Here is a 25,920-nt window from a genome sequence, read left to right as displayed (position 1 = left end):
GCGAAAGCGGGGAAGCGGACGGGTCAACGGGTCAGAGCGTCGCGCCCTGGGCGTAGACGCTCTCGGCGAACGAGGCGATCTGGTCCTCCGGCAGATGCCGGGCCAGGTCGGCTTCGCTGATCATTCCGACGAGGCGCTTGTTCTCGATCACCGGGAGCCGACGGATCTGGTGCCCCTTCATCTCCTGGAGCACCTCACTGATGTCGGCGTCCGCGTCGATCCAGCGGGGGGTGCCCTTGGCCATCTCACCCGCGGTGGTCTTCGCCGGGTCGTGGCCCATGGCGACACAGCCGACGACGATGTCGCGGTCGGTGAGGATGCCGCAGAGTCGTTCGTTCTCGTCACTGATGGGCAGCGCTCCGACGTTCAGCTGGCGCATCAGCTGGGCGGCACGGTCCAGGGTCTCGTGGGCGGGGATCCACTGGGCGCCGCGGTGCATGATGTCTCCGGCGGTGGTCATGAAGTACCTCCTGATGCCGGACGGCCGGCGCGGCGCAGGACGCACCGCTAGTCCCGGCGCCCTACATTCTGGCCGCCTCCAAAGGGAAGCGCACCCTGAAGGGACCGGGAGGGCGGAGGGCCGGGGCTCGGAGTCCGGAGGGCCAGGGTGCGGAGGGCGTGCCGGAGGACCCATTGGGGCCGGGTACCGGGGCTGGAAGGCGCCGAGCGGCTCCGGCAGAGATGGCGGCTCAGGCGGAGAACCCGATGATCCTCTCCGGGACGATCCGGACGATCACGCGGACCTCGTCGTCCTTCTCCGCGGGAGGGTCGATGCCGAGGTATTTGTGCGAGAGCTCGTGGGGCAGGCGTTTGTCCTCGTCGGGGAGTATCTCGGCGGTGCCGCGGATCTCGACGGAGGTGTAGGGGTTGGCCAGGTCGAAGACCGAGACGCTGACGCGCGGGTCGCGTTCGAGGTTGCGGATCTTCTGACGGCCGGCGGTCGAGGAGAAGAGGACGGTGTCGCCCTCACGCTTGATCCAGACCACCGAGTTCTGGGGAGCGCCGCCGGGGCCGAGGGTGGCCACGCTGGCGAAGTTCTTGGCGTCGAGCAGTTCACGGACAGATGGATCGAAGGAGATCGGCATGGCTCGCACAGTAATGAAATGCGCGAGCTGTCCAAGAGCGTTCTGCTGGATCCGCGGAGACTTCGCCAGGTTCAGCCGTTCCACGCCGGATGGCGCGGGTCGTCGGCGCGCACCAGGACGTCGGCCGTGGCGGCCGGGTCCGTCTCCGACTCGTAGCGTTCGAAAGCGGGGAGGGTCCAGTGCTCGGCCTCGGGGGTACGGCGGCGGAGGGCGCCCGGGGAGAGAAAAACATGGACGGACAGATCGAACGGGAACCAGTGCTTGAGGAGGAGGGGGCCATGCATCAACAGAAGCCCGCCGGGCGGCAGTTCGACGTAGGGGCTGCGGGTCGCACGATCGGTGGCGGGGTCCCAGAGGTCGGGCAGGACACGGCCGGAGCCGCCGGGTTCGAGGGGGCCGAAGACCTCGCGCCACAGGGCGGGGGTGTCGAACCAGCCGTCGTAGTACGCCTCCACGTCCCTGTGGCCGTACTCGAACCGGAGCGACGCCGGCCGGAGGAAGCCCTCGGTGCCCACGACCAGCGAGGACCGGCCGCGTATACGCAAGGCCTCGAAGACGCGCGCCGCGAGGTCACCCGGGCGGGCCGCCGGGGCGCCGTCGAAGGCGATGCGCGGCCAGGGGCTGCCGTCGTCCGGCTTCAGGTCGAGCAGGCGGTCGGCGAGGAGGTCGCCGAGCCGTTCCCAGGTGATCGCTTCGAATCGCACACGGCCCATGATGCCGCGCGCGGCACACCCCGCCCGACCCGCTCCCGAAACCGCCCCGGCAACCGCGTAGCTCCCGCGTCACCAGGGGGAATGAACCGCATATGGCAACGCTCGCCGCTCCCCCGTTCCGGACCGGACCCGTCGTCGTCCAGCCGCTGAGGAAGAAGCACTGCGCCGAGTGCCGCAGTGGTCCGATGGGGCTGCTGATGCTGGAGGAGGGGGCGCCTCGATGTCTCGACTGCGCGGATCTCGGGCATCTGGTCTTCCTGCCGCGCGGGGACACGGCGCTGACGCGGCGGGCGCGGGAGGAGAGTTCACTGTCCGCGGTGGTCGTGCGGTTCAACCGGCGCAGAAGCCGGTACGAACGGCAGGGCGTCCTGGTCGAGGAGGCCGCGCTCGCCCGCGCCGAGGAGCGGTGTCTGGCGGACGCGGAGGCCCGGCGGCGCCGCCGGGTGCGGGACGCGCGGCGGCGGACGGCGGAGGACGTGCGGTTCACGGACGCGTTCGCGGCGGAGATACGGCGGCTGTTCCCCGGCTGCCCCGCCGACCGGGCACGGGCGATCGCCGCGCACGCGTCGGTGCGCGGCAGCGGACGGGTCGGCCGGAGCGCGGCGGGCCGGGCCCTGTCGGATGTGGCCGTCACCTCGGCGGTCATCGCGTCCGTACGCCACGTGGACACGGCATACGACCAGTTGCTGATGAACGGGGTGGTCCGGTACGAGGCGCGGCTCCGGATCGCGGGGGTGGTGGAAACGAGGCTGCGGGAGTGGCGGGGGGAGGGGTGAGAGAGGTGGGGTGAGGGGGCGGGCTGGACAAGGCCGGCGGCTTCTGGTGCGTTCGGTCGAGATCGTGGGCGGAAGGACGGAAGGGCGGAGGGAGGGGCGAGGGGGGAGGGTGGGAGGGGGGACCCCCGGAGGGGACCCGGTGAGCAACGAGCGGATCCGTTCCGAACCCTTGCGTATCGAACGGCGAATCTCGGCCACGGTGACTGTCGCCGTACGGGTTTTCACTTGTGGTGCGGGCGGGTGCTGGGCAGGATCCCTGGGTTCGGGGGATCTAGGTGGGAGCGGACATGATCGATGGGCCGTACTTCGTACTGACGGTGCTGGGGGTGCTCGGGACCGGGCTGGTGGCGGGTGTGTTCTGCGCGTTCTCGACGTTCGTGATGAAGTCGCTCGCCGCGTTGCCGCCCGCGCAGGGAGTCGCCGCGATGCAGGCGATCAATGTCGGCGCGCTGACGCCGGCGTTCATGATCGTGTTCACCGGTACGGCGGTGCTGTGTGTGGTGCTGGCCGTCGTCACGTTCGTGCTGTGGCCGGACGAGGGGAGGGTGGAGCTGCTGCTGGGCAGTGCGCTGTACCTGTTCGGTTGTTTCGGGGTCACGATGGTGGCGAACGTGCCGCGCAACGACGCGCTGGCCAGGCTGGACGCGGGTGCGCCGGAGGCCAGCGCCTACTGGCCGGCGTATGTGCGCGAGTGGACGGTGTGGAACCACGTGCGCGGGGTCGCCTCGGCCGCAGCGGCGCTGTCGTATTTGCTGGCGCTCGTCTGAGGCGGGGGCGGCGGCCTCGTCGTATCGTGGCGGGGAGAGTGCCGCCCGAAGGTGTACGGCCTCGCGTCGGCTTCGGTCCGTCGGCGTAGGGCCGCGCCGTACGCGTACGCAGGACGTGAGGGAGACGGCCATGGCCGATCCCAAGGGTTTTATGACCACCCCGCGCGAGGAGTGGCCCCGTCGGCCCGTCGAGGAGCGGGTGCGGGACTGGAACGAGGTGTACGTTCCCGGTGCGCTGCTGCCGATCATCAGCAGACAGGCGGATCGGTGCATGGACTGTGGCATCCCGTTCTGCCATGACGCGTGCCCGCTGGGGAACTTGATCCCGGAGTGGAACGACCTGGTGTCCCGGGAGGACTGGCGGGCGGCGAGCGACCGGCTGCACGCCACGAACAACTTTCCGGAGTTCACCGGGCGGTTGTGTCCGGCGCCTTGTGAGGCGGGGTGTGTGCTGGCGATCAACCAGCCCGCGGTCACCATCAAGAACGTCGAGGTGGCGATCGCCGACCGGGCCTGGGAGGAAGGGTTCACTCCCCCGCGCCCGCCGGACCGGCTGTCCGGGAAGACGGTCGCCGTGGTCGGTTCCGGGCCTACGGGACTCGCGGCGGCGCAGCAGTTGACGCGGGCCGGGCACACGGTCGCCGTGTTCGAACGGGCGGACCGGATCGGGGGGTTGCTGCGGTACGGGATCCCCGCGTTCAAGATGGAGAAGCGGCATCTGGACCAGCGGCTGGCTCAGATGCGGGCGGAGGGCACTAAGTTTCGTACGTCGACCGCCGTGGGGAGGGACATCGGGGCGGCGGAGCTGCGGGCCCGGTACGACGCGGTGGTGATCGCGACGGGGGCCACGGCTTGGCGGGAGCTCGAGGTGCCCGGGCGGGAGTTGGGCGGTATCCATCAGGCGATGGAGTATCTGCCGCTGGCGGACCGGGTGTGCGAGGGCGATCTGGAGGTGTCGCCTCTGTCGGCCGCCGGGAAGCATGTCGTGATCGTCGGGGGCGGTGACACCGGGGCGGACTGTCTGGGGACGGCGGTGCGCGAAGGGGCCGCGTCCGTGACGCAGTTGGACATCTACGCGTTGCCGGAGGCCGAACGCGACGAGGATGTCGAGCCGTGGCCGACGTATCCGAAGATCTACCGGCTCTCGGCGGCGCACGAGGAGGCGCGTGATCTGCGGACCGCGCCGGCGGCGGACGCGGACGCGCGGTTGTTCGCGGCGTCCACGCTCCGCTTCTCGGGGGACGAGGAAGGGCGTGTGCGGTCGTTGCACCTGGTCGAGGTGGACGAGCGGCGGCAGCCGCGCCACGGTACCGGGCGGACGCTGCCCGCCGATCTCGTCCTGCTGGCGCTCGGTTTCTCCGGGCCGGACCGCGATGACGGGCTCGTCGACCAGTTGGGGCTCGCGCTCGATCCGCGCGGGACGATCACGCGGGACGTGGACTTCGCGACGAACGTCCCCGGCGTGTACGTCGCCGGGGACGCCGCCCGGGGACAGTCGCTCATCGTGTGGGCGATCGCGGAGGGGCGGGCGGTGGCCGCCGCGGTCGATCGCCGGCTGACCGGCACGGAGCGGTTGCCCTCGCCGATCGGGCCGTACGACCGGCCGATGACGGCGTAGTCGCTGCCGCGTGGGACCGCTGTGGGGCCGTGTGGGATCGGTGGTCGGCCGGCCGACCACCGATCCCGGTGGGTCGTGGCTGATCCGCGGCTCCCCGCGCCCCTCACGGGTCCCGGTTGGCGCGTCCGGGCGAGGGGCGGTTGTCGCGTCGCCGCAATGGCCGGTTGTCTGCATCACCGCGGTGCGTCGCGTCACCCCGGTGGCCGTCGCGTCACCGCAGTGATCGTCGCGTCACCGCAGTGATCGACCGCCGGGTGTTCGGGGCGGCCGGAAAGTAACCCACAGTCGACAGAAATTCAACTGCGGGGGATCATGGGCGCAGGAGGTGCGTCACCGCCGCTGCCCCTGGGATCCACAAAATATGGCGGTGTCCCGCCCCCATCCTTCGTACCGTCGTCAGGCGTAGGGCCCTCCCACGCGTCCCCCCTGTTGACGGCCGGTCCTGGAGGGTGCCTGATGACGACGCTCGATGAACGTCACGGAGATCACGGAGAAGGCGCGAACGACGGGGTATTGCCCCGCCGTGACGGCACACTCGGTCCTCACGTCGTCCCCCTGAACCGACCGACTGCCGCGCTCCCCCTGCTGGCGGGCTCGAAAGCCGCGCATCTCGCGCGGGCGTCCGCCGCCGGGCTGCCGGTGCTGCCCGGCTTCGTGATCCCGCATGACGGGTCGCATGGGGTGCATGGCGCGCATGGGGCGTACGAGGGTTTCGATGAGCCCCTATCCGTGCTGCGCGCCTGGGAGGAGCTGTCCGGCCAGGGGGCGCGCCCCCTCGTCGTCCGGTCCTCCTCGCCGCAGGAGGACACGGAGGAGTCCTCTCTGGCCGGTCGGTTCGACTCGGTGCTCGATGTGCGTGGCTGGGAGGAGTTCCGTACGGCCGTACGGACCGTGCTCGACTCGGCGCGTGGGCCCGACGGCGGAATAGCTCCCATGGCGGTGCTCGTCCAGCCGATGCTCAGGGCGCGGGTCGGCGGAGTGCTGTTCGGCGCGGATCCGGTCGCGGGGCGGACGGACCGGATGCTGGTCAGCGCGGTGCGGGGCGGGCCCGACACGCTGGTCAGCGGTGAACAGCCGGGGACGAGCTACTGGCTCAGCCGGTGGGGGCGGCTGTTGCGGACGGAGGCGGCTGGGCCGGCCGGGGCGGAGTCGGCAGTGTCTGCCGGGACGGGGTGGGAGGCCGTCGGCGAGGAGTTTCAGCCGGCCGTAGGTGGGGCGCCGCAGGAGGATGGTGCCGCGCCGTCGCAAGAGGGCATTGCCGAACGGTCGCAGGAGAGCACGGCCGAACGGTCGCAGGAGAGCACAGCCGCACCGTCGCAGGACACCGTCGCCGCACCCTCGCAAGAGACCGTCGCCGCACCCTCGCAAGAGTCCGTCGGCCGGATGCCGAAAGCGGTCGTCGGCGAGCCCTTGCTCACCCGTTCCGAGCTGCGGCGGCTCGCTCGGCTCGCGCGTCATGTCGCTCGCGTGTTCGATGGGCCCCAGGACATCGAGTTCGGCTTCGACGAGGAGGGGCGGCTGTGGCTGTTCCAGAGCCGCCCGATCACGGCCATGGCTGCCCGGCCGCCACGCCGGGCCCGGCTGCTCGGCCCCGGGCCGGTCGCGGAGACACTGCCGGGCCCGCTGGAGCCGTTGGAGGAGGACCTGTGGGTGGCGCCCATGACCCGCGGGCTCGCCTTCGCGCTCGACATCGGCGGCAGTGCGCCCCGGCGGCTGCTGCGGGCGCTGCCGGTCGTCACGGCGGTCGGCGGCCGGGCGGCGGCCGATCTGCGGCTGCTGGGCGCGGTCCCGCCCAGGCACCGCTGGCTCGCGCTGCTCAACCCCGCGCCGGGCGCCCGGCGGCTCGGCGCCGCCTGGCGGGTGGGACGGCTGGCCTCGACGCTGCCGGGGCTTGCGACGGACCTGGTGGCCGATGTGGACCGCCGGCTCGCCGAGACGCCACGGCCCTCCGAGCTGCCGTCCGCCGACCTGGTGTCGTCCCTGCGCTGGACGCGCGCCACCCTGGTCTCGCTCCATGCCCAGGAGGCCCTCGCGGGCGCCCTCCTCCCGGACTCCCACGTCACGGCGGCCGGTACGGCCCTGGCCGTGCTCGCGGAGGCGGGGCCTCTGGGCTTCTCGGATCACCGGATGGTGGCCGCCGAGCCGGTGGTACTCGCGCTGACGTCACCGAGCCTGTGGGGTGAGCTGCGGCTGCCCCGGGCCGAGGGGGCGAGTGGGCACGATGCCGACGGGGTCGCTGCGGCTGCCGGTTCACCCGGGGTCACCGGCGGCACCGAAGCCACCGAAGCCACCGAAGCCACCGAAGCCACCGAAGCCACCGAAGCGTACGGATTCACCGAGGTCGACGGATTCACCGAGGTCAGCAGGTTCACCGAGATCACCGATTTCTCCACGCCCACCCCTACAGGAGTGCCTCCGACCGCGCCCGCCACCCCCGAGCCCACCGCACCCCGTTCCGCCGCACCCCGTTCCGCCATCCACGAGCCCACCGCACACCCTTCCGCCACCCAGGACACCGTCCCCACCCTCCCTTCCCCCCGCCGCACCACCTCCATCGGCGCCCTCCCGCCCCGCGAGGCCCTGCGGCTGCGTATCCGGTGGGTGCAGGAACTGCAGGTCCGGCTGGTGCGCGAGGGGGCGCGCAGACTGACCGTGCGCGGGGTGCTGGGCGAGACCCGGCGCGTGGGGCTGTTGCGCTGGAAGGAGTTCGTCACGGCGCTGGAGGGTGGCCCCCTGCCCCGTGACCTCGGCGAACGGCTGCCGATGGCCGTCTCCGCACCGCTCCCCGACGCGTTCCGGCTCACGGACGAAGGGGTGGTCGTCGCCGAGCGCACCGTCGGCCGTTCCGGGGACGCTGGCCGGGGTGTCTCGGCCGGGCGCGTCATCGGCACCGCCTGGGACGGCACCGGTCCCCGGCCCCCGGACGCCGTACTCGTCGTTCGTACGCTCGACCCGGTGCTCGCCCCGTTGCTGCCGTTCCTGTCGGCGTTGGTCGCGCAGACCGGCAGCCCCTTGTCCCATCTCGCCGTCCTGGCCCGGGAGTTCGGGGTGCCCACGGTGGTCGGTGCCGCCGACGCGGTACGCCGCTTCCCGCCGGGCACCCGACTGACTGTCGACGGCACATCCGGGGACGTACGCCGGGAAGCCTCCCTCCACCCACCACCGGAAGCCTCCAGCGCCGTACACCACGTACGTCAAGCACATGACATACACGATGTACACGACGTACGCGACGCACGCGACGTACAGCCGGAGGCCCCCCGATGAAACGCCTCGCCTACCTCTTCGGAGGCACCGCGGCACTCGGCGCGGGCGCCTACCTCGTCGTCTATCTCTACCGATGGCAGTGGCAGCGGGCGATCATCTGCGGCGTGCTCCTCCTGATCGTCGAGGTGATGCTCCTCGGGATCGTGCTGTTCGGCCGACTCGCGCGGATCGAGGAGCGGGTGCGTGAGAGCGACCGGCGGCAACAGGACGTGCTCGCCCGGCTCCGGCAGCCGCAGGTGCGGGAGCCGGGCGACCGGTTCCGCTGGCTGGACGACCCGGCGAGCCGTACCTACGTCTTCGTGCCGGTGTTGATGGTCACCGGCGTGGTTCTCTCCGGCATCGCGTGGCTGATACAGCGGATCGCGTCGATGACGGCCCGACCCACGGCCGAGCGGCACCTCGCCGGCCAGTTGTCCGTCCTGACCGCGCCCGATCCGGCCCCGGACACCGATCTGGAGGACACACGACCGCTCGGGGGCGGCAGCCGTGGCCCGAGGGCGGCGCGGCTGGTCACCACGGGTGTCGTCGGAGCCGCGCTGGTGGCCGCCCTCGCGGTCGGGCTCGCCGAACTCACCCAGACCAGGAAGGAGGAGAGGAACCGGGCCGAGGCGACGTCCTTGCTGGTCCGGGTCGACATGCGGGGTGTGACCGGAACCGCCGAGCGGCAGTCCATGGCCGCGCGCCAGGCATGGGAGCACTGCCGGAACTCGACATCGATACCCCTGCGGCGGACCACGCTCGGCGACCTGGGCGACGGCCTGTTCGCCGGGGTCGTACGGCCCGCCCTCACCGACCACGACCTGCTGCGGCTGCGCGGCTGCCTGGAGGACGTGGACGTGGACCGCGCCCATCTCACGGTGGTGGGCATCGGCGACGCGGACGAGGACTGACCCCCGCCCCGGATTCCGGCCCTCGCCCCCGCCCCTGCCCCTGCCCCCAGAAGTTGGGCGAACCGATCAATGACTACCAGATCGGTAAATATGAATCTCAAAGGGGTGAGATGTCCCACACTCCCCCGAATCCCATCACCCGTCCGCGTTACGATGCCGAACAGGCCCTGTATCCCCTGGGGCTTGCCCGCGCTCCCGTCCCCAAGCCCTCGGGTCGCCCATGTCTGCCGCTCTCGCGCCGTCGCCCCCACACCCGCTCGCACCTCCCTCCGGCCGCTCCGGCCGTCCCGGCACGCTTCGCCGCCGGGTGGTGCGTGTGCTCCTCGGAGTCCTGCTCGGCTACGTCGCCCTGTGGGCCACCGGCGCGCTCGGCATCCTGGCGGTGTCGTACTGGGTCCGTGAGGGGACCCCGGCTCCCGAGGGGACCAGGGTGGTGCAGGGCATCCACAACTTCCAGCCCGTCGGCAAGGCCGGGAAGCTGTGGCGCGGGGCGGCGCCCTCGCCCACCGGCTACCAGGCGCTCGCCGACCTCGGCTTCACCACCGTCGTCGATCTGCGCGCCGAGGACCTCACCGCCGCCCAGCTCGCCCTGCCGCGTGACGCGGGCCTGGACGTCGTACGGCTGCCGATCCGCGACGGGCAGACGCCGACCGCGGATCAGGTGCGGCGACTCCTGGACACCGTCTCGCACGCGTCCGGGCCGGTGTTCGTGCACTGCGGTGCCGGAGTCGGCCGCACGGGGACGATGGCCGCTGCGTATCTCGTGCAGACCGGGCAGCAGTCGCCGTCGGCGGCGGTCCGGCGCAACCTCGCGGTCGGACCGCCGTCGATCGAGCAGATCTACTACGGGCTGAACCTGAACCAGGAGCAGACGGCCGAGCAGCCGCCGCTCCCGGTGGTCACGGTGAGCCGCCTCGTCGACGCGCCCCGCCGCGTCTGGTCGTACCTGTAGGTCGGCCTCGCCGTCCTGGCGTACGCAGGTGGCTACGCCTTGCGCCCCACCGCCCCGTACCCCGGGATGACCCCGTCGTCCTGGCCCGGAATCGGCTCGCCCAGTTCGGGATGCCACTGATGGGGCACCGCGACGCCGGGGTCCACCAGCTCCAGCCCGTCGAAGAACCGCGCGAACTCCTCGCGCGAGCGCAGCGCCAGGGTCACGCCCGCGGCCTTGAGTTTCTCCGTGGCCGCCTTGGATTCCTCGGGAGTGAAGTCGGCGGTGGCGTGGCTGACGACCAGGTAGCTGCCGGAGGGCAGTTCGGACATCAGCCTGCCGACGAGGGCGTGCGCGCCGTCCGCGTCGGAGACGAAGTGCAGCAGCGCGATGAGGGACAGGGCCACGGGCCGGCCGAAGTCGAGTACCTGCTTGGCGCCCTCGATGACGGCGTCCGGGTCGCGGACGTCGGCCTGGAGGTACTCGGTGCGGCCCTCGGGCGTGCCGCGCAGCAGGGCCGCCGCGTGGGCCAGCACGATCGGGTCGTTGTCGCAGTAGACGACGGACGACTCAGGGGCGACACGCTGTGCGATCTGGTGCAGGTTCGGCTCGGTGGGGATGCCCGTGCCGACGTCGAGGAACTGCCGTACGCCGTTCTCGGCCAGCCAGCGGGTGGCCCGGTGCATGAACGCGCGGTTGACGCGTGCCATCACCGGCACCCGGGGGTCGAGGGCCAGCATCTGCCGGCCCATCGCCTCGTCCACGGGGTAGTTGTCCTTGCCGCCGAGATACCAGTCGTACATCCGCGCCGGATGGGGTCTGCTCGTGTCGATCTCTACGGGGGACCGCCCGCTCATGACGAACTCCATAACGTTCCGCGGCAGTGGGTAAGCAAGTCAGGGCTCGAATCAGGACTCGGAATCAGTGCAGTCAGTGCAGTCAGTGCAATCAGTGCAATCAGTGCAATCAGTGCTCAATACTCAGGTGCGCAACAAGTCTCAGGAGAGCAGGAAGTCGGCCGCCCCCGCTTTCGCGCCCTGGATGAACGCGTTCATCTCGTCGGGCGTGTAGATGAGCGCCGGTCCGTCCGGGTCGGTGGACTGGCGTACGGCGATTCGGCCGTCGGCGAGCTTCATGGCCTCCAGGCAGTTGCCGCCGTTGCCGCCGCTCCAGGGCTTGTGCCAGCCCTCGCTGCCCAGTTCCCGGGCGGGCATGCCGTTGTAGACCGGCATGTGCGAGGCCTGTGTCTGGCTCTGCATGTGCGACTGCGGGTGCGTGCGCGACTGCGGCTTGATGAGATCCATTCGGTCTGTCAGAGCTCCTTGCGGAGATCCCGGAGGATCCCCTTCGTGCGTTGTGCAGTGGCGGCCTGCGCCGCCATGCGGTCCATGACCTCGAGGTGGGTCGCCACCTCGGAGCGGTCGTCCAGATAGACGGCGCCGGTCAGGTACTCGCTGTAGACCATGTCCGGCAGTTCGGGCATAGCAAAACGGAACAGGACGAACGGCCCGTACGTGCCGGGGTGCGGTCCTGTGTCGAACTGGGCGATCTGCAACGTCACGTTGGACAACTCCGTCGTCTCCAGCAGCCGGTCGAGCTGGGCGCGCATGACCTCCGGGCCGCCGACGGGGCGTAGCACGGCGGTCTCGTCCATGACGATCCACAGACGGGGCGCGTTGTCACGAGTGAGCAGTTCTTGGCGTCGCATGCGCAGCGCGACATGGCGTTCTATGTCGTCGGGTCTGGTCTGGCCGATGGCGCCCGAGGTCATCACGCCACGTGCGTAGTCCTCGGTCTGGAGGAGCCCCGGGATGAAGTGGGGTTCGTAGCTGCGGATGAGGCTGGCGGCCCCCTCCAGGCTGACGTACATGGAGAACCAGCCCGGCAGGATGTCGTGGTAGCGCTGCCACCAGCCGGGCTTGTTGGCGTCCTCTGCGAGTTGGACGAAGGTCTCGGCCTCCTCGTCGCCGACGCCGTACGCCTTCAACAGGAGTTGGAGATAGGGGATTTTGAGGGCGACCTCGGCGGTCTCCATGCGGCGGATCGTGGCGGGGGCGACGCGCAGGACGCGTGCGGCCTCCTCGCGTCTGAGGCCCGCGCGCTCGCGCAGGTCCAGCAGACGACGGCCGAGGACGACCTGGCCGACGGTCGGCGCGGACCGCGGTTCGCTCATCTCGCCCCTCCAACTGATCCTGCGACTTGTTCTGCGACTTGTTCTGCGACTGGCCCTGCGATGGTCCTGAAAGCCCGGCACGTCCGGCCCCGACAACCCGGCGGCGCCCCGGAAGTCGCGGTCCCGCACCTACACGCGAACTCACTGCGCGTTCATACGAACTCACTGCGCGTTTCCCGCGCGTTCCGTGCGCGTCCCGTGCGAGGGGTTTCCAACTGGCGCCGCTCGACGTGCTGTTGCGTGCAGTGTGCCACGACCGTTCAGAGAGTCATACGCACTCTGCAATTTTCAGAGTGACACTTGCCAAGTGTTCACGGCGAGGAGATAGTGGCAAACGTGATTCCGCCCCCCGCGCCGTTAGGAACAGACGCCGCCGGAGACCGATTCGGTCCCGGTCCGGCAGCCGGGGCGCGCCCCGATACAGCCGCCGAGCGCCGGTTTCGATTCGAGCTGGCCGCGCACCCCGGTGCGGTGGCCCAGGCCCGGCGTGTGACACGTGCCCAGCTCATGGGCTGGTCACTGTGCCAGGACACCTGCGACACGGCCGCCCTGGTCGTGTCCGAGCTGGTGACCAACGCGATCGTGCACACCGCGAGCACCCAGATCGTCTGCGAGCTGCGCGACGGCGACGACCTCGTCCGCATAGCCGTACGGGACGAGGGCTGCGCTCCGGGCGAGCCGCACCCCGCGGCGCAGCGGCCCGAGGAGGAGCACGGAAGGGGACTGCTCCTCATAGAGTCCCTGTGCCGCTCCTGGGGCGCGCAGCCCGCCGGGCTGGGACTGCTGGTGTGGGCGGATGTGCCGCACACGGTCCTGCGTACCGCGGACGTGGCTCCGCTGCCGTATCCGGCCGGTGCCGGCTCGGCGGACACCCCGGCGCCACCGGCGCGTACGGCGGCCTTCGGGGCGGTGGACGCGCCGCAGCGCACCACCTCCGGCGCGGGTCACGCGGACGCGCCGAGGCGAACGGCCTTCGGCGCCGGCGTGGACACGGCCGCCCGGTCCGACCTGGGCTGGGGCGCGAAGAAGCCACCGGCGGACGGCAAGGACGACGAGGCGCAGGCCACCGCCCGGCCGGGGCCCCCGGGAGCCACCCCGGAGGCGCGAGGCCTGGACCGGGGCTTGGCGTGAGCGCGCCGCACGGGGCGAGCGCGCTGTACGGAGCAGCTGGGGCCCGGGTCGTGAGCCTGGATACGCTGGCCCGGCTGCGCCGCGACCGGCGGCGGCCCCCGGCGACACCACGACGCCGTCTGCCGCTGCCTGAGGGCATGACCGCGCCCATGGGCTGCGACGCGGTCGCGGTCCCCGCCCGGCTCGGTCCGCTGGTGCTGTCCCGGCTGCCCCGGGTGGGGTGCGTGTACGCCGACGAGGCGCACTGGTGGTGGCTGGTCCCCGCCGACTCCGACTACGCGCTGGAGTGGCCCGAGCCCGTGCACTACAGCACCGGCGCGCTCGTCCCCGACGGTCCGGCCGCTCCCGGGCTCATCCTCGATCCGGGGGGCACGATTCCGTACACCCCGCCGATACCGCTGTATCTCGCGTTGTGCCGGGTGACGGGAACCACGCCGGCCTGGTCGCGGACGATGACGGCGTAGACGCTCCGCTGCGGGGCGGTTCGTGGCAGGGGCTGCGCCCCTGGATCCGCCTTCCGACCCGGGTGGTGCGGGGTGTCGCGGCTGCGGGTGCGGCGTGGCTTGTCGCGCCCACGCGGCGGAGCCGGATGTCGACACAGCCCCGCGTCCCTTACGGGGCGCACCCCCTGCCGTCGAGCGCCCCGCGCGCCCCGGCCGCACGGCCATGTGACCGTCGCGCGCCCTGGTACCCGACGCGTAGCCCCGCGATAGTGGCCATCTGACGACTCGGGAGGCCGCGGGTGGGGAAGGCGCGTGACAGGGGCAAGCCGGAGACGTCGGAGTCGGAGCTGCTGCTGTTCGGAGGACCGCTGCGGTACGACATGGGCTGGTCGCAGCATGCCGACGCGTTCCTGGAGCTGAACTTCCGCGGGATGGTGCGAAGGCTGCCGTCGCTGCTCGCGTCGAGCTTCCGGCTGGCCTGGCAGGCGGACCGGCAGGCCGCCCGGACCGTGCTGGCCGCCGAGACGGGCCGGGGTCTCGCCCAGGCGGTGAGCCTGCTCGCGGTCAATACCGTGCTGGCCCGGCTGATGACGGAGGGCACGGTCGAGGGGCGGTTGCGCGGAGCCGTCCCCGCGCTGGTCACGATCGCCACCGTGATGCTGCTGGCCACGCTGCTGCGGGCCGCGTCGACGTACGCCACGGGCCGGCTGGAGCCCAAGGTGGAGCGGGTGGCGACCGAGCTGTATCTGGAGCGGGCGGCGGCCGTGGAGCTGTCCGCGATCGAGGACGACGGCTTCCACAAACTGCTGGACACCGCGAAGTACGGCGCCCAGTCGGCCCGCCGCATGATCACGTACGCCGCGCGCGTGGTGAACGCGCTGATCTCGCTGATCGCGGCGGCCGGTGTGCTGACCGTGCTGCACCCGGCGCTGCTCCCCCTCCTCGTCACGATGACCCTGCCGAGCGCGTGGAGCGCCCTGACGATCGCCCGCCGCCGCTACGAGTCCTTCCATGCCTGGGTGCAGCACGCGCGCGCGGGACATCTGCTCAGCTCCCTGCTGATCGAGCCGGAGGCGGCCCCCGAGATCCGGGTGCACGGAGTCGGCCCGTTCCTGTTGCGCCACTTCCGCTCCATGTCGGAGACGGCGGAGGCCGAGCAGGCACGGCTGGCCCGCCTTGCGGCGCGTACGGGGCTCTTCGCGGCCGTCTGGACAGGGCTTGCCACCGTGGCGACGTACGCGACGCTGGGCGGGCTGCTGCTGGCCGGGGCCATGGCGCTGTCGGTGGCCGGTACGGCGGTCATCGCGATCCGTACCGGTTCGGCGAGCCTCGACACGCTGGTGCTGGAGGTGAACTCCCTCCATGAGGAGGCCCTGTTCGTGGGCGACATGCAGCGCCTGTACGTGGAGGCCGCCAAGCGCGCGATCCCGGTGGGCGGCGACCCGCTGCCCGAGGACCCGCGCGAGATCCGCCTGGAGAACGTCACCTTCTCCTACCCGGGCAAGGCGACCCGGCCCGCGCTGAGCGATGTGACGCTGGCCGTGCCGCTGGGCAAGATCGTCGCGCTGGTCGGGGAGAACGGCTCGGGCAAGACGACCCTGGTCAAGCTGCTCGCCGGGTTGTACGCGCCGGACAAGGGCCGGATCCTGTGGGACGGTGTGGACGCGGCGACCGCCGACCGGCACCAACTCGCCGAGCGCATCGCGATGGTCGCCCAGGACTTCAAGCGCTGGCCCTTCACGGCCCGGGTGAACGTGGCGGTCGGCCGCCCCTCGGCGCCCCTGACCGACGAACGCCTGGCGGAGGCCGCGGCCGAGGCCGGGGCGGAGGACGTGGTCGCCGATCTGCCACGCGGCCTCGACACCCTCCTGGCCCGCGGTTTCAGCGGCGGACACGAGCTGTCGGGCGGCCAGTGGCAGCGGCTCGGGATCGCGCGGGCGGCGTACCGGCGGGGTCGCATCCTGATCGTGGACGAGCCGACGGCGGCCCTCGACGCCCGTGCCGAGCTGGAGGTCTTCGAGAAGATCCGGGCGCTCGCGGGCACCGGTCAGACGGTCGTCCTGATCACCCACCGGCTGGCGTCGGTCCGCCATGCCGATCTGGTGCACGTCCTCGACCAGGGCCGTCTCGTGGAATCCGGTACCCCGGACGAGCTCCTGGCCACGGGCGGGGTGTACGCGGAGCTGTACTCACTGCAGGCGGAGCAGTTCGCCCCGATGGTGCCCGCGCCGAACGGGTCCGCGACCAAGGTGCCCGCGCCGAAGGCGGGCTGAGGTCACGCGGCCGTGCCGGCCACGTCGTCGGCTCGCACGATGACCAGGAACATGTCGGTCGCGATGTCCATCACGACCTCGGCCTGCTGTCCCTCCATACGCCGCGCGTGCGCGAACTCCTCTGCGGGCCACGAGCCGCGCGGTCCACCGGCGGGAAAGCGCTCCAGCACCATTCGCCCGTTCACCCTGCACCTCCATGTAGCACTGCACTCGTGAGTCGCGGCGGATCCATGACGGTCATGGATCCGTGACTCATTGAGTTAAACGCCGACGATAGGGTGATCGGCTCGCGAAGTGACGGGACTGAGACGTAGTTGACACTCGGTCAACGGCGGACCGTGAGATACCTCTCCGAAACCACACGTTCCGGTGACGTTCCGCGTCACTCCGGTGGCTTGTCGTATTCCTGGATGCGTCTGCCGTGGCTGCGGTCCGTGAGCGCGGCGAGGCGTTCGTCCAGCTCCCGGACGGTCGCCGGTACGTCGACGGTGAGCAGCTCGCGGTCGCGCATCAGCACGCGGCCGTCGACGATCGTGGTGCGGACGTCGGAGGAGCGGGCGCTGTGCACGAGGGTGGCGGCGAGGTCGTGCACGGGCTGGGTGTGCGGCCCCGTGAGGTCGACGAGGACGATGTCGGCGCGCCGGCCGGGCGCGAGGCTTCCGACGCGCTCCCCCAAGCCGACTGCTCGCGCGCTCTGCAGGGTGGCGTGGTGCAGGGCCTGGCGTGCGGTCAGCCAGCGCGGATCGCCCTCGGCGGACTTCTGGACGAGGGCGGTGAGGGCCATGGACTCCCACACGTCGAGGGAGTTGTTGGAGGCGGCGCCGTCGGTGGCGAGTCCGACGGGGACACCGATCCGGCGCAGGGCCCGTACGGGGGTCGTGGGCCAGGCGAACTTCAGATAGCCGCGGGGCGCGGACGCGACGGCGACGGGCCCGGTCGCCCGTTCGAGCACCGGCAGGTCGCTGTCCACGATGCCCGTGCCGTGGGCGATGAGGACGCCTTCTTCGAGGCCGAGCAGTCCGGTGCGCTCCAGCACCTCGATCGGTGTGACACCGTGCCGGGCCAGGCTGTTGTCGGTCTGGTCCCGGCTCTCCGAGGCGTGCAGATGCACGGGCAGGCCGTGCTCGCGGGCGAGTTCGGCGGTGGCGGCGAGGTCGACGTCGTCGACGGTGTAGGGGGCGTGCGGGGCGAGCGCGGTGGTGATACGACCGCCGGCCGCGCCCCGGTGGCGTAGCGCGAACTCCAGGGACTTCTCCCGGCCTTCGGGTCCCTGCGAGGAGAAGAAGGCCTCCCCCAGGTGGGCGCGCAGACCGGTCTCGGCGACGACCGCGGCGACCGTGTCCATGGAGAAGTAGTGGTCGGCGAAGCAGGTGACGCCGCCCCGGATCATCTCGGCGCAGGCGAGCCGGGCGCCGAGCTCGACGTCCTCGGCGGTGAGGTTGGACTCGACGGGCCAGATGACGTCGTTGAACCACTCCTCCGCCGGCATGTCCTCGGCGATGCCCCGCAGGGCGACCATCGGGGAGTGCGTGTGACAGTTGATCAGGCCCGGTACGGCGATCTGCCCCCGGGCGTCGATCCGTTCCACCGTGGCGACCACGGCGGTCTCCTCCGCCGGGCCGACGCTCTCGATCACCCCCTCGCGTACGACGATCGCGGTGTCCTCGACGAAGGCGATCCCCTCGTGCTCGTCGTGGACGAGGGCGGTGCATCCGGTGATGACGAGATCGGCGGCGGGTGAGGTCACGGTGCCCACGGTACGACGGGGGTGGGGTGGCCGGGGCGTGTATCGGACACCCGTCGGGGCCTGACCGGGAGCCGGGAGCCGGGCCCTGAACGGGAGCCGGGATCCGGGCCTGAACGGAAGCCGAGATCCAGGCCCTGAACGGAAGCCGAGATCCGGAGCCTGCCCGGGAGCCGGGATCCGGGGTCTGACCGGAGGCCGGGATCCGGGGCCTGGGGGTCTGGGTGACCCGGCGGCTCAGGCGGTGAGGTCGGTCCTCGGGCCCACGTCGGGTGCGTCGGGCAGGCTGATGCCGGCGTGCCTCTGGTGGCGTTGGAGTTCGTCGAGGAGGGCGGTCAGCCGTTCGGTGTGCCGGCGGGTGAGCCGTCCGGTGTCGTCGAGGTGCACAGCGCAGGCGGTAGTGGTGTCGACAAGCCGTTCGAGGGCGGCGGCGATCTCGTCGGTGCCCTCGGTGTGCCGGGCCAGGGCGGGTAGCTCGGCGGCGGCGAGGGCGATGGCCTTACGGGCTTCCGAGAGCGTGCGGTAGGCCTCGCGGCGGAGGGTCCAGCGGGCGGCACGGTCGTCCGGGGCGCTCGGGGTGTGCGAGGTGTGCGGGGCATTCCGGGTCTGAGGGGGGCTTGGGGTTTGCGAGGTGCTTGGGGTTTGCGAGGTGCTTGGGGTTTGCGAGGTGCTTGGGGTTTGCGAGGTGCTTGGGGTTTGCGAGGTGCTTGGGGTTTGCGAGGTGTTCATGGCGTGCGGAGCGTAGGAAGTCCCGGGGGCGCTCGACTTCCGTGGGGCGCCCGGCGTGCGCGACTCGTCGAGTACGTGTGTGAGGTAGGCGTGCGCGGCGGCCCCCGCCTCCGTGAGCCGGGCGCGTACGCCCCCGCCACGCTGCCCCTTCGGTATCGGCAGGTGGCCGACGATCAGGACGATGGCGCAGGCCAGCAGGGTCTCGGCGATACGGCTCCAGGAGGCCTGGGGTTCGCCGCCGACCATGACGAGGGCGAGGACGAGGACGGTGACGACGGCGGTCTGGGCGGCGAAGTGCCGGGTGGCCACGGGGATGAGGGCGCCGCTGAGGGCGACCAGCGCGACGAGCCCTTCGGGCCGGGGCAGCACGGCGGCGAACCCGGCGAAGACCACGGCGCCCAGGACCGTGCCCGCCGCCCGGCACAGCACCCGGGAGACGAGCGGCCCGAGGTCGGGCTTGACGAGGAAGACGGCGGTGGCGGGCAGCCAGTACCAGTGCTCGTGGTGCAGCACCTGCGCCACGGCCGCGCTGGCCCCGAAGGAGAGGGCGACCCGCAGCCCGTACTCGCGGCCGCCGGTGCCGAGGGCGAGCCGGACGAGCGAACCGGCGCTGCGGTGCCGGGTGTGCAGGCGGCGTGAGTCGCCGCCGCGGTCGAAGGCCTCGGCCGCGTGCAGAAGGGCGTCGTCGAGGGCGCGCAGCGCGGGCGCGGACCGGGAGGGCGCGGGCAGCGGCCCGGTGGCCGTGTTGCCGCGCACGGCCGCGGCGAGCCGCCGGGGCCCTTCGGAGGCGCGGCCGGAGAGGGCCTCCCCGCCCCAGGCCAGCGCGGTCGCCGCCTCCGCGAGCGGCAGAGCGGCGGCGTACTGGGCGTGCAGCCGCCGCTCGGCCGACGAACTGGCGTATCGCCGCAGCCGGGGCCCGGCGAGCGCGTCCTGGGCATGGTCGAGCGCGGCGGTGAGCGCGGCCCTCCGGGCGGTCGCGTGTGCGGTGCCGGTGGCGTCGAGAAGCCGGGCGATCGCTTCGTACACGGCGGCGACGGCGCCCCGTTCCCCGTCGAACCGGTAGTCGCCGGCGATCGCCCCCGGCGTGGGCAGCGCGAGCCGCAGCGCCAGCAGCCAGCCGGCGCCCGCGAGATAGGCGAGCGCCCGCTGCCACCCCGTCTCGGGCAGCGGCATCCCGGCCCCGATGGCGGCGGCCACGAGCAGTTGCGTTCCCGCCCCGGAGGCGACGGGCCCGATGGCGCTGATCCCTCCGGCGAACAGCCCGAGGAAGGTGAGCAGCAGCGTGAGCACGACGGCACCGCCGTACACCGCTCCGGCCGACTGCCCGGCGTACGTCCCGACGAGCAGCCCCGCGGCTCCGGCGAGCGCGGGTACCCCGAGCCGCTTGACGGCTGCCCGGCGGCTGGCCGGCCGATCGTTGATGCCGGCGAGCATGGCTCCGAGCGCGGCGACGACACCGAGGGAGGGCCGGTCGAGCAGCACGGCCGTGAGCAGTAGCGGCCCGGCGGCCAGTGCCCCTCGTAGGACCGCGTTCCAGGGCACCGGTCCCCTTTGCGTACGCAGAGCGTGGGCGAGCCAGGGTGGTAGGGCGAGGGCTGCGGGGCGCGACACAGGGCTCCTGTTCGGACGAGGGCGGGGTGACTGCCTTCGGGCGACGGTGGCCGGGGCGTTGGCGGGTGACTCCACGGTTGTGCCGGGGGCTCCCACGGTTTACGGGTGACTCCCACGGTAGGGGGTGCGCCCGGCGAATTTCGAACGCTCGCATTACCGGGGCGTGACGATGCTTGGAAAGGCCATGTTCTTTATGAACGCAACGGCAGGGATTGGTGTCCGGCGTCCGGGTCCGAGTCCCGGGACATGGGACATGGGTGAGCCCGGGGGCGTAGCCGGCCCCCGGGCTCTGAGATGCCGCCCATTCGGCACGCCGCCACGGTTGAGAACCCAGGTCAGTCGTCATGTCGCCGCGTCCTGCCTTTGGACCACCGCACATCGAGCTGTGCGGGCCGGACTTGAACCGGCACTTCGACGTCCCGGGGCCTGGGCCCGGTTGTAGCGACGATCGGCGGCGCATACTGAGTCTGGAGCGAGAGTCTGAGATTGATGACGGCCCGTCCCTACGTTCTTCGGCGGGTACGGACCGCTCCGTCACGACAAGGCTCAGCTTCAGCTTTGCGCTCCTCGCGCACCCCGTCCGACACAGAGATCGGCCGGGGAGTCTGTGAGACTACCCGAACAGGTAGCCGAACACGGCGTCGCCGACGCGCTGGTCGACGACGTCACCGCCGTTCGCTTCCTCCCGTGCGAACTTCACGGCCTGCTGCAACTTCTCGACGCGGTCGAGGATTTCGTTGACGCGCCGGGCGGGCAGGGCGCCGGAGAACTTGACGGTGGTCCAGTACCCGACGGGAATGTCCTCGTAGTAGACCTCGACCTGGGCGGGGTGCTTGTCGGTCGCCTCGGCCTTCACATGGTTGCGGGGTACCTTCTTCGTCCGCACCGTCCGTACGGGCTCGGTCTTCCAGGCGTCGGTGGAGGGGTCCTGCGCCCAGGCCTCGGAGGCGTCGAGCACCGGCAGCCTGCGGATGAGGGCGTTGACCTCACCGAGCTGCTTCTCCAGGAAGAGCAGATAGGCCACGGGCACGTCGGCGACGAGCACTCGTCCGTCCACCGTCACGTCCGCCCGCGCGGTGCAGTTGGCCCAGTCCTTGGTGGCGGTCACATCGAACAGCCGTGTGAGGATTCCGGCGGTCTCCCGCAGCACGTCCTCGGCCCGCACCTGCACCCGGGTCGACTCGGGCGGCAGTTGCTCGCCCTCCTCGTCCTTCGGCTGGTACGTACGCGAGATTCCGGCCAGCAACGCGGGCTTCTGCAGCCCGTGATGGGCGGCCGTCAGGTCCTGGTGGGACTTGGCCTTGACGCCCTTCTCGACTGCGATGATCTGATTGAGTTTCGCCACGTGGGTGACGGTATCAGCGCGGGACGAGGCTTCTCGAAGGGTTATTCGACGGCTCCGAGGAGCCTTTCCTCCTCGACTCCGAGGAGCTACTCCGCCTCGACTCCGAGGAGCTACTCCGCCTCGACTCCGAGGAGCTTCTCCTCCCCGACTCCGAGGAGCTTCTCCTCCCCGACTCCGAGGAGCTACTCCACCTCTACGCCGAGGAGCTTCTCCGCCTCGGCGACCGCCCTCGTCAGCGCGGCCGGTTCGGTGCTCAGGCTCGCGATGATCCCGTCGACCGCCCGGAGCCCCGCCCGTTCCAGCAGCCGCTTCTCGTTGGTCACCCACTGCCCGCGCGCCGCCAGCACACCATGGCCGGCCTGGGCAGCGGCCGTGGCGATGGCACCAGCGACTTCTGTGAGACGGCCCTTGGGCGCGTGGTTGGCCTTCGCGTAGGCGAGGGTGGCTCGGGCGGTGCCGAGCCAGCGGTCGGCGGCGGAGGCACGGAGCTTCTCCGGGTAACCCGCGTGCGCCGGGTTCCCTGGGTCCCCTGGGTTTCCCGGGTTCTCCGCGTCCTCCGCGTCCTCCAGGTTCTCCCGGTCCTCCCGGTCCTCCCGGTCCTCCCGGTCCTCCCGGTCCTCCGGGTACGAGGCCGGGCGTGGGAGTTCGCCGCGCAGGACGTGGTTGATGGCGAGCTCGGCGACAAGGAGGTAGCTCGGGATCCCGGCGAGGTGGAAGAGCAGTGGTTCCACACGGAAGCGCCCCTCCTCCGCCTCTGCCAGCACCCGTTCGACGACGTCGAGGTCGCGATAGTGGACGTCCACCCGACGCCCCTCGATGGTCAGCCAGGCGCCGCCGTTGAAAACCCCGCCGCCCCAGCCGCCGACCTCGGACACCTCGCCGTCCCAGCCGAGGGCTCGGAGGTCCGCCGGGTCGAACGGCCCCCGGTAGTAGACCGAGAGATCCCAGTCGCTGTCCGGGGTGTGGGTGCCTTCGGCACGCGAGCCGCCGAGGGCGACGGCACGGACGGCGGGGAGGGCGGCGAGGCGGTCGGCCACGCGGTCAAGAAAGGCCTGGTCGGCGAGTGCCGCGCCGCTCCCGCTCATCGCCCGGGCTCGCCGAGCGTCACATTGCCGAGCGTGTGGGCCTGGATGACGTTGCCGTGCTGCACGCCGCCGCTGATGACGTTGTGGACCGATCCCTTGCCGGGCTCCTCGGCCGGGGGCGTCAGTTCGTCGAGCAGCGCGCGGAGTTCGGCGGCCACCTCCGGGGTGTCGCGCAGCGCACGCCGGAGCTTGTTACGCCATTCGGTCTCCAGGTCGGCCACGACCGCCGTGTCACCGTCCGCCCGCGCGTCGACCAGTTCGGCGCGGGACTCCTCCAGCTCCGCCCGCACGGCCTCCTCGTCCCTGTTCCGCGAGAACAGCGCGACCACCCGCCTGCGCAGCCCCGCCCACCCGTCGGTCACCATCTCCTGAATCAGCGCCGCCGCTCCCGCCGCCGCCAGCGCGGTCAACTCCTCGTCCACCGGGCCCCCTTCGCGATCCGTCGTCGTCCGAACTCCAACGGTAACCGGCGGATCCCCACGCACGAGCGACTAACGGACGCCGCGAGCTCAAAGCGGCCATGGCCTATTCGCCGATCAGGCCGGGCAGGGCAGGGCAGGAAACGCGGAAGACGGCCGAGGGACGCCCATCTGGTCATCCAGAGCTGCGACCGGACGTGTCGCGCCCGATGCTGGTGACGAGCGCTTCGACGACGCCGCCGCCGTACTCAGGAGGTCACGATGGGACGTCTCACCGAGCGGGTGGCGATCGTCACCGGTGCGGCCGGAGGAATCGGAGCCGCGGTGGCACGCCTCCTCGCGGCCGAGGGCGCCGCCGTGGTGGTCGCCGATGTCCGCGACACCGAGGGGGCGGAACTGGCGGCGGAACTCGGCGACAGAGCACCTTCCGTGGCCCTGGACGTGACCAGCGAGGACGGCTGGCAGCGGGCGGTGGCCGAGGTGGAACGGGAGCTGGGGCCGGTCTCGGTGCTGGTCAACAACGCGGGGATCGCCGCGTGGGGCCCGATGGAGGAACAGAGCCTCGAATCGTTCCGCCAGGTCATCGACGTCAACCTCCAGGGCCCATGGCTGGGCATGCGCGCGGTGGCGCCCTCCCTGCGTCGGTCCGGCGGAGGGGTGATCGTGAACATCTCCTCCCTCGCGGGACTGACCGCCTACGCCGGCATCGGCTCGTACGCGGCGAGCAAGTGGGGGCTGCGCGGACTGACGAAGACCGCCGCGTTGGAGCTGGCCCCCGACGGGATCCGCGTGTGCTCCGTCCACCCGGGCGCCATCCGCACCCCGATGACCGCCGACTTCGACGACTCCTACACCTCGGGGCAGCCGATTCCCCGGTTCGGCGAGCCCGAGGAGGTCGCCCGCATGGTGCTCTTCGTCGTCACCGAGGCCACGTTCTCGACGGGCAGCGAGTTCGTGCTGGACGGCGGCGTCCTCGCCGGGCCACCCGTCGTCGTGTCGTCGAAGGACGACGCAGAGTACTGAGCGGAGCACTGAGCGGAGCACTGAGGCGGAGTACTGAGGCGACCGAGGGTCCCCGAGGCGATTGTCAGTGGTGTGAGCTATCAATGAATCACTGTCACAGAGAGTGACCATTGACGGGTGCGTCCGGTCTGCCGAGGCGTGCCCGAAAGCCACGGGGGAGGTTGCGATGGGCGGCTACGAGGAGGACGGCCAGCGGTTTGTGTCACTGGCCGGGTTGCGGGTGCGCGGCTGGACCGGAGGGATGGTGCACCGGCTGCTCGGGGCAGCCGACCGCCTGAGTGTGAATCCGCGGGTCAGGGGCGGGCCGCGGGTCCGGCTGTATCGGCTCGCACGGGTCGAGACGGCTGAGCGGAGCGCCGAGTTCCGAGCGATGGCGGAGGCCTCGGGACGGCGGTCCGAGGCGGTACGGGCCGCGGTGCGGCGACGGAGGGAGGAGGTTCTGGAGCGGATCTGGAGCGAGCCGATCGACGTGCCACGCCTGGACCCGGGCAGGTTGGCGCTCCGGGCGGTCGAGCACCGAGCACGCAAGGAGGCGGAGTGGCGCCGGGCGGGCGTCACCGGCCCCGCCCGGAGGGACGGCACGCCACCCGACCGTGGAGCCGCTCCACCTACAGCCGGCCCCGTCGACCGTGCTGCCGCTCCACCTACAGCCGGCCCCGTCGACCGCTCCTCACTCGACCCCTGGAAGGTCGACTACTTACGGCACCGGCTGAGCCACTACGACCAACTCCTGGACGGACTGCCCGGGTACGGGCGCCACTCCGGCCGGGCCGAGGCCGTCACGCTGCTGCGGCAACGGATCTGCGCGGCCATCGCCGAGGTGTACCCAGCGCTTGCACAGGAGTGCGAAATCCAAGCGTGCGTTCAAGGGGCAGGTCCGCCTCTTCAGTGAAGCGGGAGGTGAAGTCCCTTGCAGGGCCGGGCAGGCGGGACGATGGCGTCCCTACGCTCCGGTCCATGCGAAACGATCACGCCCAGCGCGTGCACGAACGTCTGTCGGTCTCCCCCGCCCTGCGCCCTGTCGGTCCCGGCGAGGACGGCCGGTTCGCGCTCTGGGACCTGGCCTCACTCGCCGAGGGCGCCCTCGGCGAGTGCGTGGACCCGGACTCGCTCACAGCCACACGGCGCGGCGGAGCGTGGGCACCATCGCCGTCGACACCTGGCCCACCGGCATCGGCGCCCTTCCGGTCTGGTCGCTGTACGTCCACCCGGTCGCCCGGCGGCGCGGGCTCGCCTCCGCCGCGCTGGACACGGTGTACGAGGCGTGCCGGGCGGAGGGCCTGCACGGCTTCCGGCTCGACGCGTACTGGACCTGGCAGAGCTCCGTCCGCCACTACCTCGTCCGCGGCCTGTGGGTCACCTCGTGGAAGCACGCCCTGGGGTTCGCCCGGCTGTCGTACCTGCCACCGTACGAAGTCCGGGAGAACAGGGGGAGTTGACGTTCCTGGTGGCGGAGGGGGTGAGGGCGGCCGGTGCGGGGGTCGGTGCCGTCGGCATGGTGCCGCTGCTCGTGGCCGGGAATGAAGGCGGTTGGCTCCGACTCCGCAAGACCGAGGCGCACGGGCAGCTGGCCGGCCGGATGCCGGACGAGCGTGACGCCGTACGGCTGCGGCTCTACGCGCGGTCGACGCTCGCGGTGCATCTCGCCGTGCGGGGGCGCCCGTTGGTGCGAGGGGAGGAGGAGTGGGCCGAGGCGAGGCAGGGGCAGTGGTGCGACATCGGCGAGCCGGAGGGGCTGGCCCGCAGGATCGAGGGCTTCGAACGGGTGGGCCAGGAGGGGAGGCTGGCGGGTCAAGAGTCCGTATGGTGAAGTCGACGGAGCGTGCGGTGAGGTGCTCCGGCGGCCCGGCGACGTCGGGAATTCGGATGCGGTCGGGCAGCAACCCGCAGATGATCC

Annotated in this window: 25 protein-coding genes; 13 read left to right on the top strand and 12 right to left on the bottom strand. The window is 71.7% G+C overall.

Annotation, left to right across the window (positions count from 1 at the left end; all coding sequences use genetic code 11):
- Positions 1–31: 31 nt before the first annotated feature.
- The 3 genes from SGFS_RS42365 to SGFS_RS42355 form a co-directional block, all read right to left on the bottom strand.
- The gene (locus SGFS_RS42365; protein ID WP_286257673.1) at positions 32–460 is read right to left on the bottom strand and encodes a CBS domain-containing protein; all 429 of its coding nucleotides are present in this window, start codon (positions 458–460) and stop codon (positions 32–34) included.
- Between the two features lie 229 nt (positions 461–689).
- A complete protein-coding gene (locus SGFS_RS42360) occupies positions 690–1,085 on the bottom strand; it encodes a PPOX class F420-dependent oxidoreductase (RefSeq protein WP_286257672.1) in 396 nt (131 codons plus the stop codon).
- Positions 1,086–1,156: 71 nt separating this feature from the next.
- Entirely contained in the window at positions 1,157–1,798 is a 642-nt protein-coding gene (locus tag SGFS_RS42355) for a nucleoside/nucleotide kinase family protein (RefSeq protein WP_286257671.1), read from the bottom strand.
- Positions 1,799–1,890: 92 nt separating this feature from the next.
- Here SGFS_RS42355 and SGFS_RS42350 point away from each other — a divergent pair, with 92 nt between their 5' ends.
- From SGFS_RS42350 to SGFS_RS42325, 6 genes are all read left to right on the top strand, one after another.
- A complete protein-coding gene (locus SGFS_RS42350; protein WP_286257670.1) occupies positions 1,891–2,574 on the top strand; it encodes a DUF2293 domain-containing protein in 684 nt (227 codons plus the stop codon).
- Between the two features lie 287 nt (positions 2,575–2,861).
- Positions 2,862–3,341 (top strand): anthrone oxygenase family protein, encoded by a 480-nt coding sequence (locus SGFS_RS42345; RefSeq protein WP_286257669.1) that lies wholly within the window; start codon positions 2,862–2,864, stop codon positions 3,339–3,341.
- Between the two features lie 130 nt (positions 3,342–3,471).
- Positions 3,472–4,959 (top strand): glutamate synthase subunit beta, encoded by a 1,488-nt coding sequence (locus SGFS_RS42340; protein ID WP_286257668.1) that lies wholly within the window; start codon positions 3,472–3,474, stop codon positions 4,957–4,959.
- Between the two features lie 456 nt (positions 4,960–5,415).
- Positions 5,416–8,226, top strand: a complete 2,811-nt coding sequence (locus SGFS_RS42335) for a PEP/pyruvate-binding domain-containing protein (RefSeq protein ID WP_286257667.1) — start codon at positions 5,416–5,418, stop codon at positions 8,224–8,226.
- On the top strand, positions 8,223–9,116 hold the full coding sequence (locus tag SGFS_RS42330; protein WP_286257665.1) for a hypothetical protein: 894 nt from the start codon (positions 8,223–8,225) through the stop codon (positions 9,114–9,116). The genes SGFS_RS42335 and SGFS_RS42330 overlap by 4 nt, the downstream gene beginning before the upstream one ends.
- 310 nt (positions 9,117–9,426) lie before the next feature.
- The gene (locus tag SGFS_RS42325; RefSeq protein WP_434028241.1) at positions 9,427–10,068 is read left to right on the top strand and encodes a protein-tyrosine phosphatase family protein; all 642 of its coding nucleotides are present in this window, start codon (positions 9,427–9,429) and stop codon (positions 10,066–10,068) included.
- 32 nt (positions 10,069–10,100) lie between these two features.
- Here the strand turns inward: SGFS_RS42325 and SGFS_RS42320 are convergent, their stop codons facing one another.
- From SGFS_RS42320 to SGFS_RS42310, 3 genes are all read right to left on the bottom strand, one after another.
- Positions 10,101–10,916 carry an SAM-dependent methyltransferase gene (locus SGFS_RS42320; RefSeq protein ID WP_434028144.1) on the bottom strand — a complete coding sequence of 272 codons (816 nt, stop codon included), beginning with the start codon at positions 10,914–10,916 and terminating at the stop codon, positions 10,101–10,103.
- A 129-nt stretch (positions 10,917–11,045) separates the two neighbouring features.
- Entirely contained in the window at positions 11,046–11,306 is a 261-nt protein-coding gene (locus tag SGFS_RS42315) for a DUF397 domain-containing protein (RefSeq protein WP_286260332.1), read from the bottom strand.
- Positions 11,307–11,359: 53 nt separating this feature from the next.
- Entirely contained in the window at positions 11,360–12,220 is an 861-nt protein-coding gene (locus tag SGFS_RS42310; RefSeq protein ID WP_286257660.1) for a helix-turn-helix domain-containing protein, read from the bottom strand.
- 489 nt (positions 12,221–12,709) lie between these two features.
- Between SGFS_RS42310 and SGFS_RS42305 the strand changes: the two genes are divergently transcribed.
- The 3 genes from SGFS_RS42305 (at position 12,710) to SGFS_RS42295 (ending at position 16,067) form a co-directional block, all read left to right on the top strand.
- Positions 12,710–13,351, top strand: a complete 642-nt coding sequence (locus SGFS_RS42305; protein WP_286257657.1) for an ATP-binding protein — start codon at positions 12,710–12,712, stop codon at positions 13,349–13,351.
- 50 nt (positions 13,352–13,401) lie between these two features.
- Positions 13,402–13,815, top strand: coding sequence for a hypothetical protein (locus SGFS_RS42300; RefSeq protein ID WP_434028143.1), 414 nt, complete (start codon positions 13,402–13,404; stop codon positions 13,813–13,815).
- Positions 13,816–14,093: 278 nt separating this feature from the next.
- A complete protein-coding gene (locus SGFS_RS42295) occupies positions 14,094–16,067 on the top strand; it encodes an ABC transporter ATP-binding protein (protein ID WP_286257656.1) in 1,974 nt (657 codons plus the stop codon).
- 2 nt (positions 16,068–16,069) lie between these two features.
- Here the strand turns inward: SGFS_RS42295 and SGFS_RS42290 are convergent, their stop codons facing one another.
- From SGFS_RS42290 to SGFS_RS42265, 6 genes are all read right to left on the bottom strand, one after another.
- Positions 16,070–16,252 carry a hypothetical protein gene (locus SGFS_RS42290; RefSeq protein ID WP_286257654.1) on the bottom strand — a complete coding sequence of 61 codons (183 nt, stop codon included), beginning with the start codon at positions 16,250–16,252 and terminating at the stop codon, positions 16,070–16,072.
- Positions 16,253–16,449: 197 nt separating this feature from the next.
- The gene (locus tag SGFS_RS42285; RefSeq protein WP_286257653.1) at positions 16,450–17,814 is read right to left on the bottom strand and encodes an amidohydrolase; all 1,365 of its coding nucleotides are present in this window, start codon (positions 17,812–17,814) and stop codon (positions 16,450–16,452) included.
- Positions 17,815–18,048: 234 nt separating this feature from the next.
- Positions 18,049–20,151: an FUSC family protein gene (locus SGFS_RS42280; protein WP_286257652.1), complete on the bottom strand. Its 2,103-nt coding sequence runs from the start codon at positions 20,149–20,151 to the stop codon at positions 18,049–18,051.
- Positions 20,152–20,764: 613 nt separating this feature from the next.
- On the bottom strand, positions 20,765–21,496 hold the full coding sequence (locus tag SGFS_RS42275) for a DUF7873 family protein (protein ID WP_286257651.1): 732 nt from the start codon (positions 21,494–21,496) through the stop codon (positions 20,765–20,767).
- Positions 21,497–21,678: 182 nt separating this feature from the next.
- A complete protein-coding gene (locus SGFS_RS42270) occupies positions 21,679–22,581 on the bottom strand; it encodes a nucleotidyltransferase domain-containing protein (protein WP_286257650.1) in 903 nt (300 codons plus the stop codon).
- Positions 22,578–23,003 (bottom strand): hypothetical protein, encoded by a 426-nt coding sequence (locus SGFS_RS42265; protein ID WP_286257649.1) that lies wholly within the window; start codon positions 23,001–23,003, stop codon positions 22,578–22,580. Before SGFS_RS42265 ends, SGFS_RS42270 begins: the two co-directional genes overlap by 4 nt.
- Before the next feature lie 258 nt (positions 23,004–23,261).
- Between SGFS_RS42265 and SGFS_RS42260 the strand changes: the two genes are divergently transcribed.
- From SGFS_RS42260 to SGFS_RS42245, 4 genes are all read left to right on the top strand, one after another.
- Positions 23,262–24,023 (top strand): glucose 1-dehydrogenase, encoded by a 762-nt coding sequence (locus tag SGFS_RS42260; protein ID WP_286257647.1) that lies wholly within the window; start codon positions 23,262–23,264, stop codon positions 24,021–24,023.
- Positions 24,024–24,189: 166 nt separating this feature from the next.
- The gene (locus SGFS_RS42255; protein ID WP_286257645.1) at positions 24,190–24,915 is read left to right on the top strand and encodes a hypothetical protein; all 726 of its coding nucleotides are present in this window, start codon (positions 24,190–24,192) and stop codon (positions 24,913–24,915) included.
- A 244-nt stretch (positions 24,916–25,159) separates the two neighbouring features.
- Positions 25,160–25,462 (top strand): GNAT family N-acetyltransferase, encoded by a 303-nt coding sequence (locus SGFS_RS42250; protein WP_286257644.1) that lies wholly within the window; start codon positions 25,160–25,162, stop codon positions 25,460–25,462.
- The gene (locus SGFS_RS42245; protein WP_286257643.1) at positions 25,459–25,833 is read left to right on the top strand and encodes a hypothetical protein; all 375 of its coding nucleotides are present in this window, start codon (positions 25,459–25,461) and stop codon (positions 25,831–25,833) included. Before SGFS_RS42250 ends, SGFS_RS42245 begins: the two co-directional genes overlap by 4 nt.
- Positions 25,834–25,920: the final 87 nt, after the last annotated feature.

Source organism: Streptomyces graminofaciens (assembly GCF_030294945.1).
GTDB classification, from domain to species: Bacteria; Actinomycetota; Actinomycetes; order Streptomycetales; family Streptomycetaceae; genus Streptomyces; species Streptomyces graminofaciens.
The sequence above is the reverse complement of the archived record's forward strand: the minus strand, read 5'-3'. Positions and strand labels throughout refer to the sequence as shown.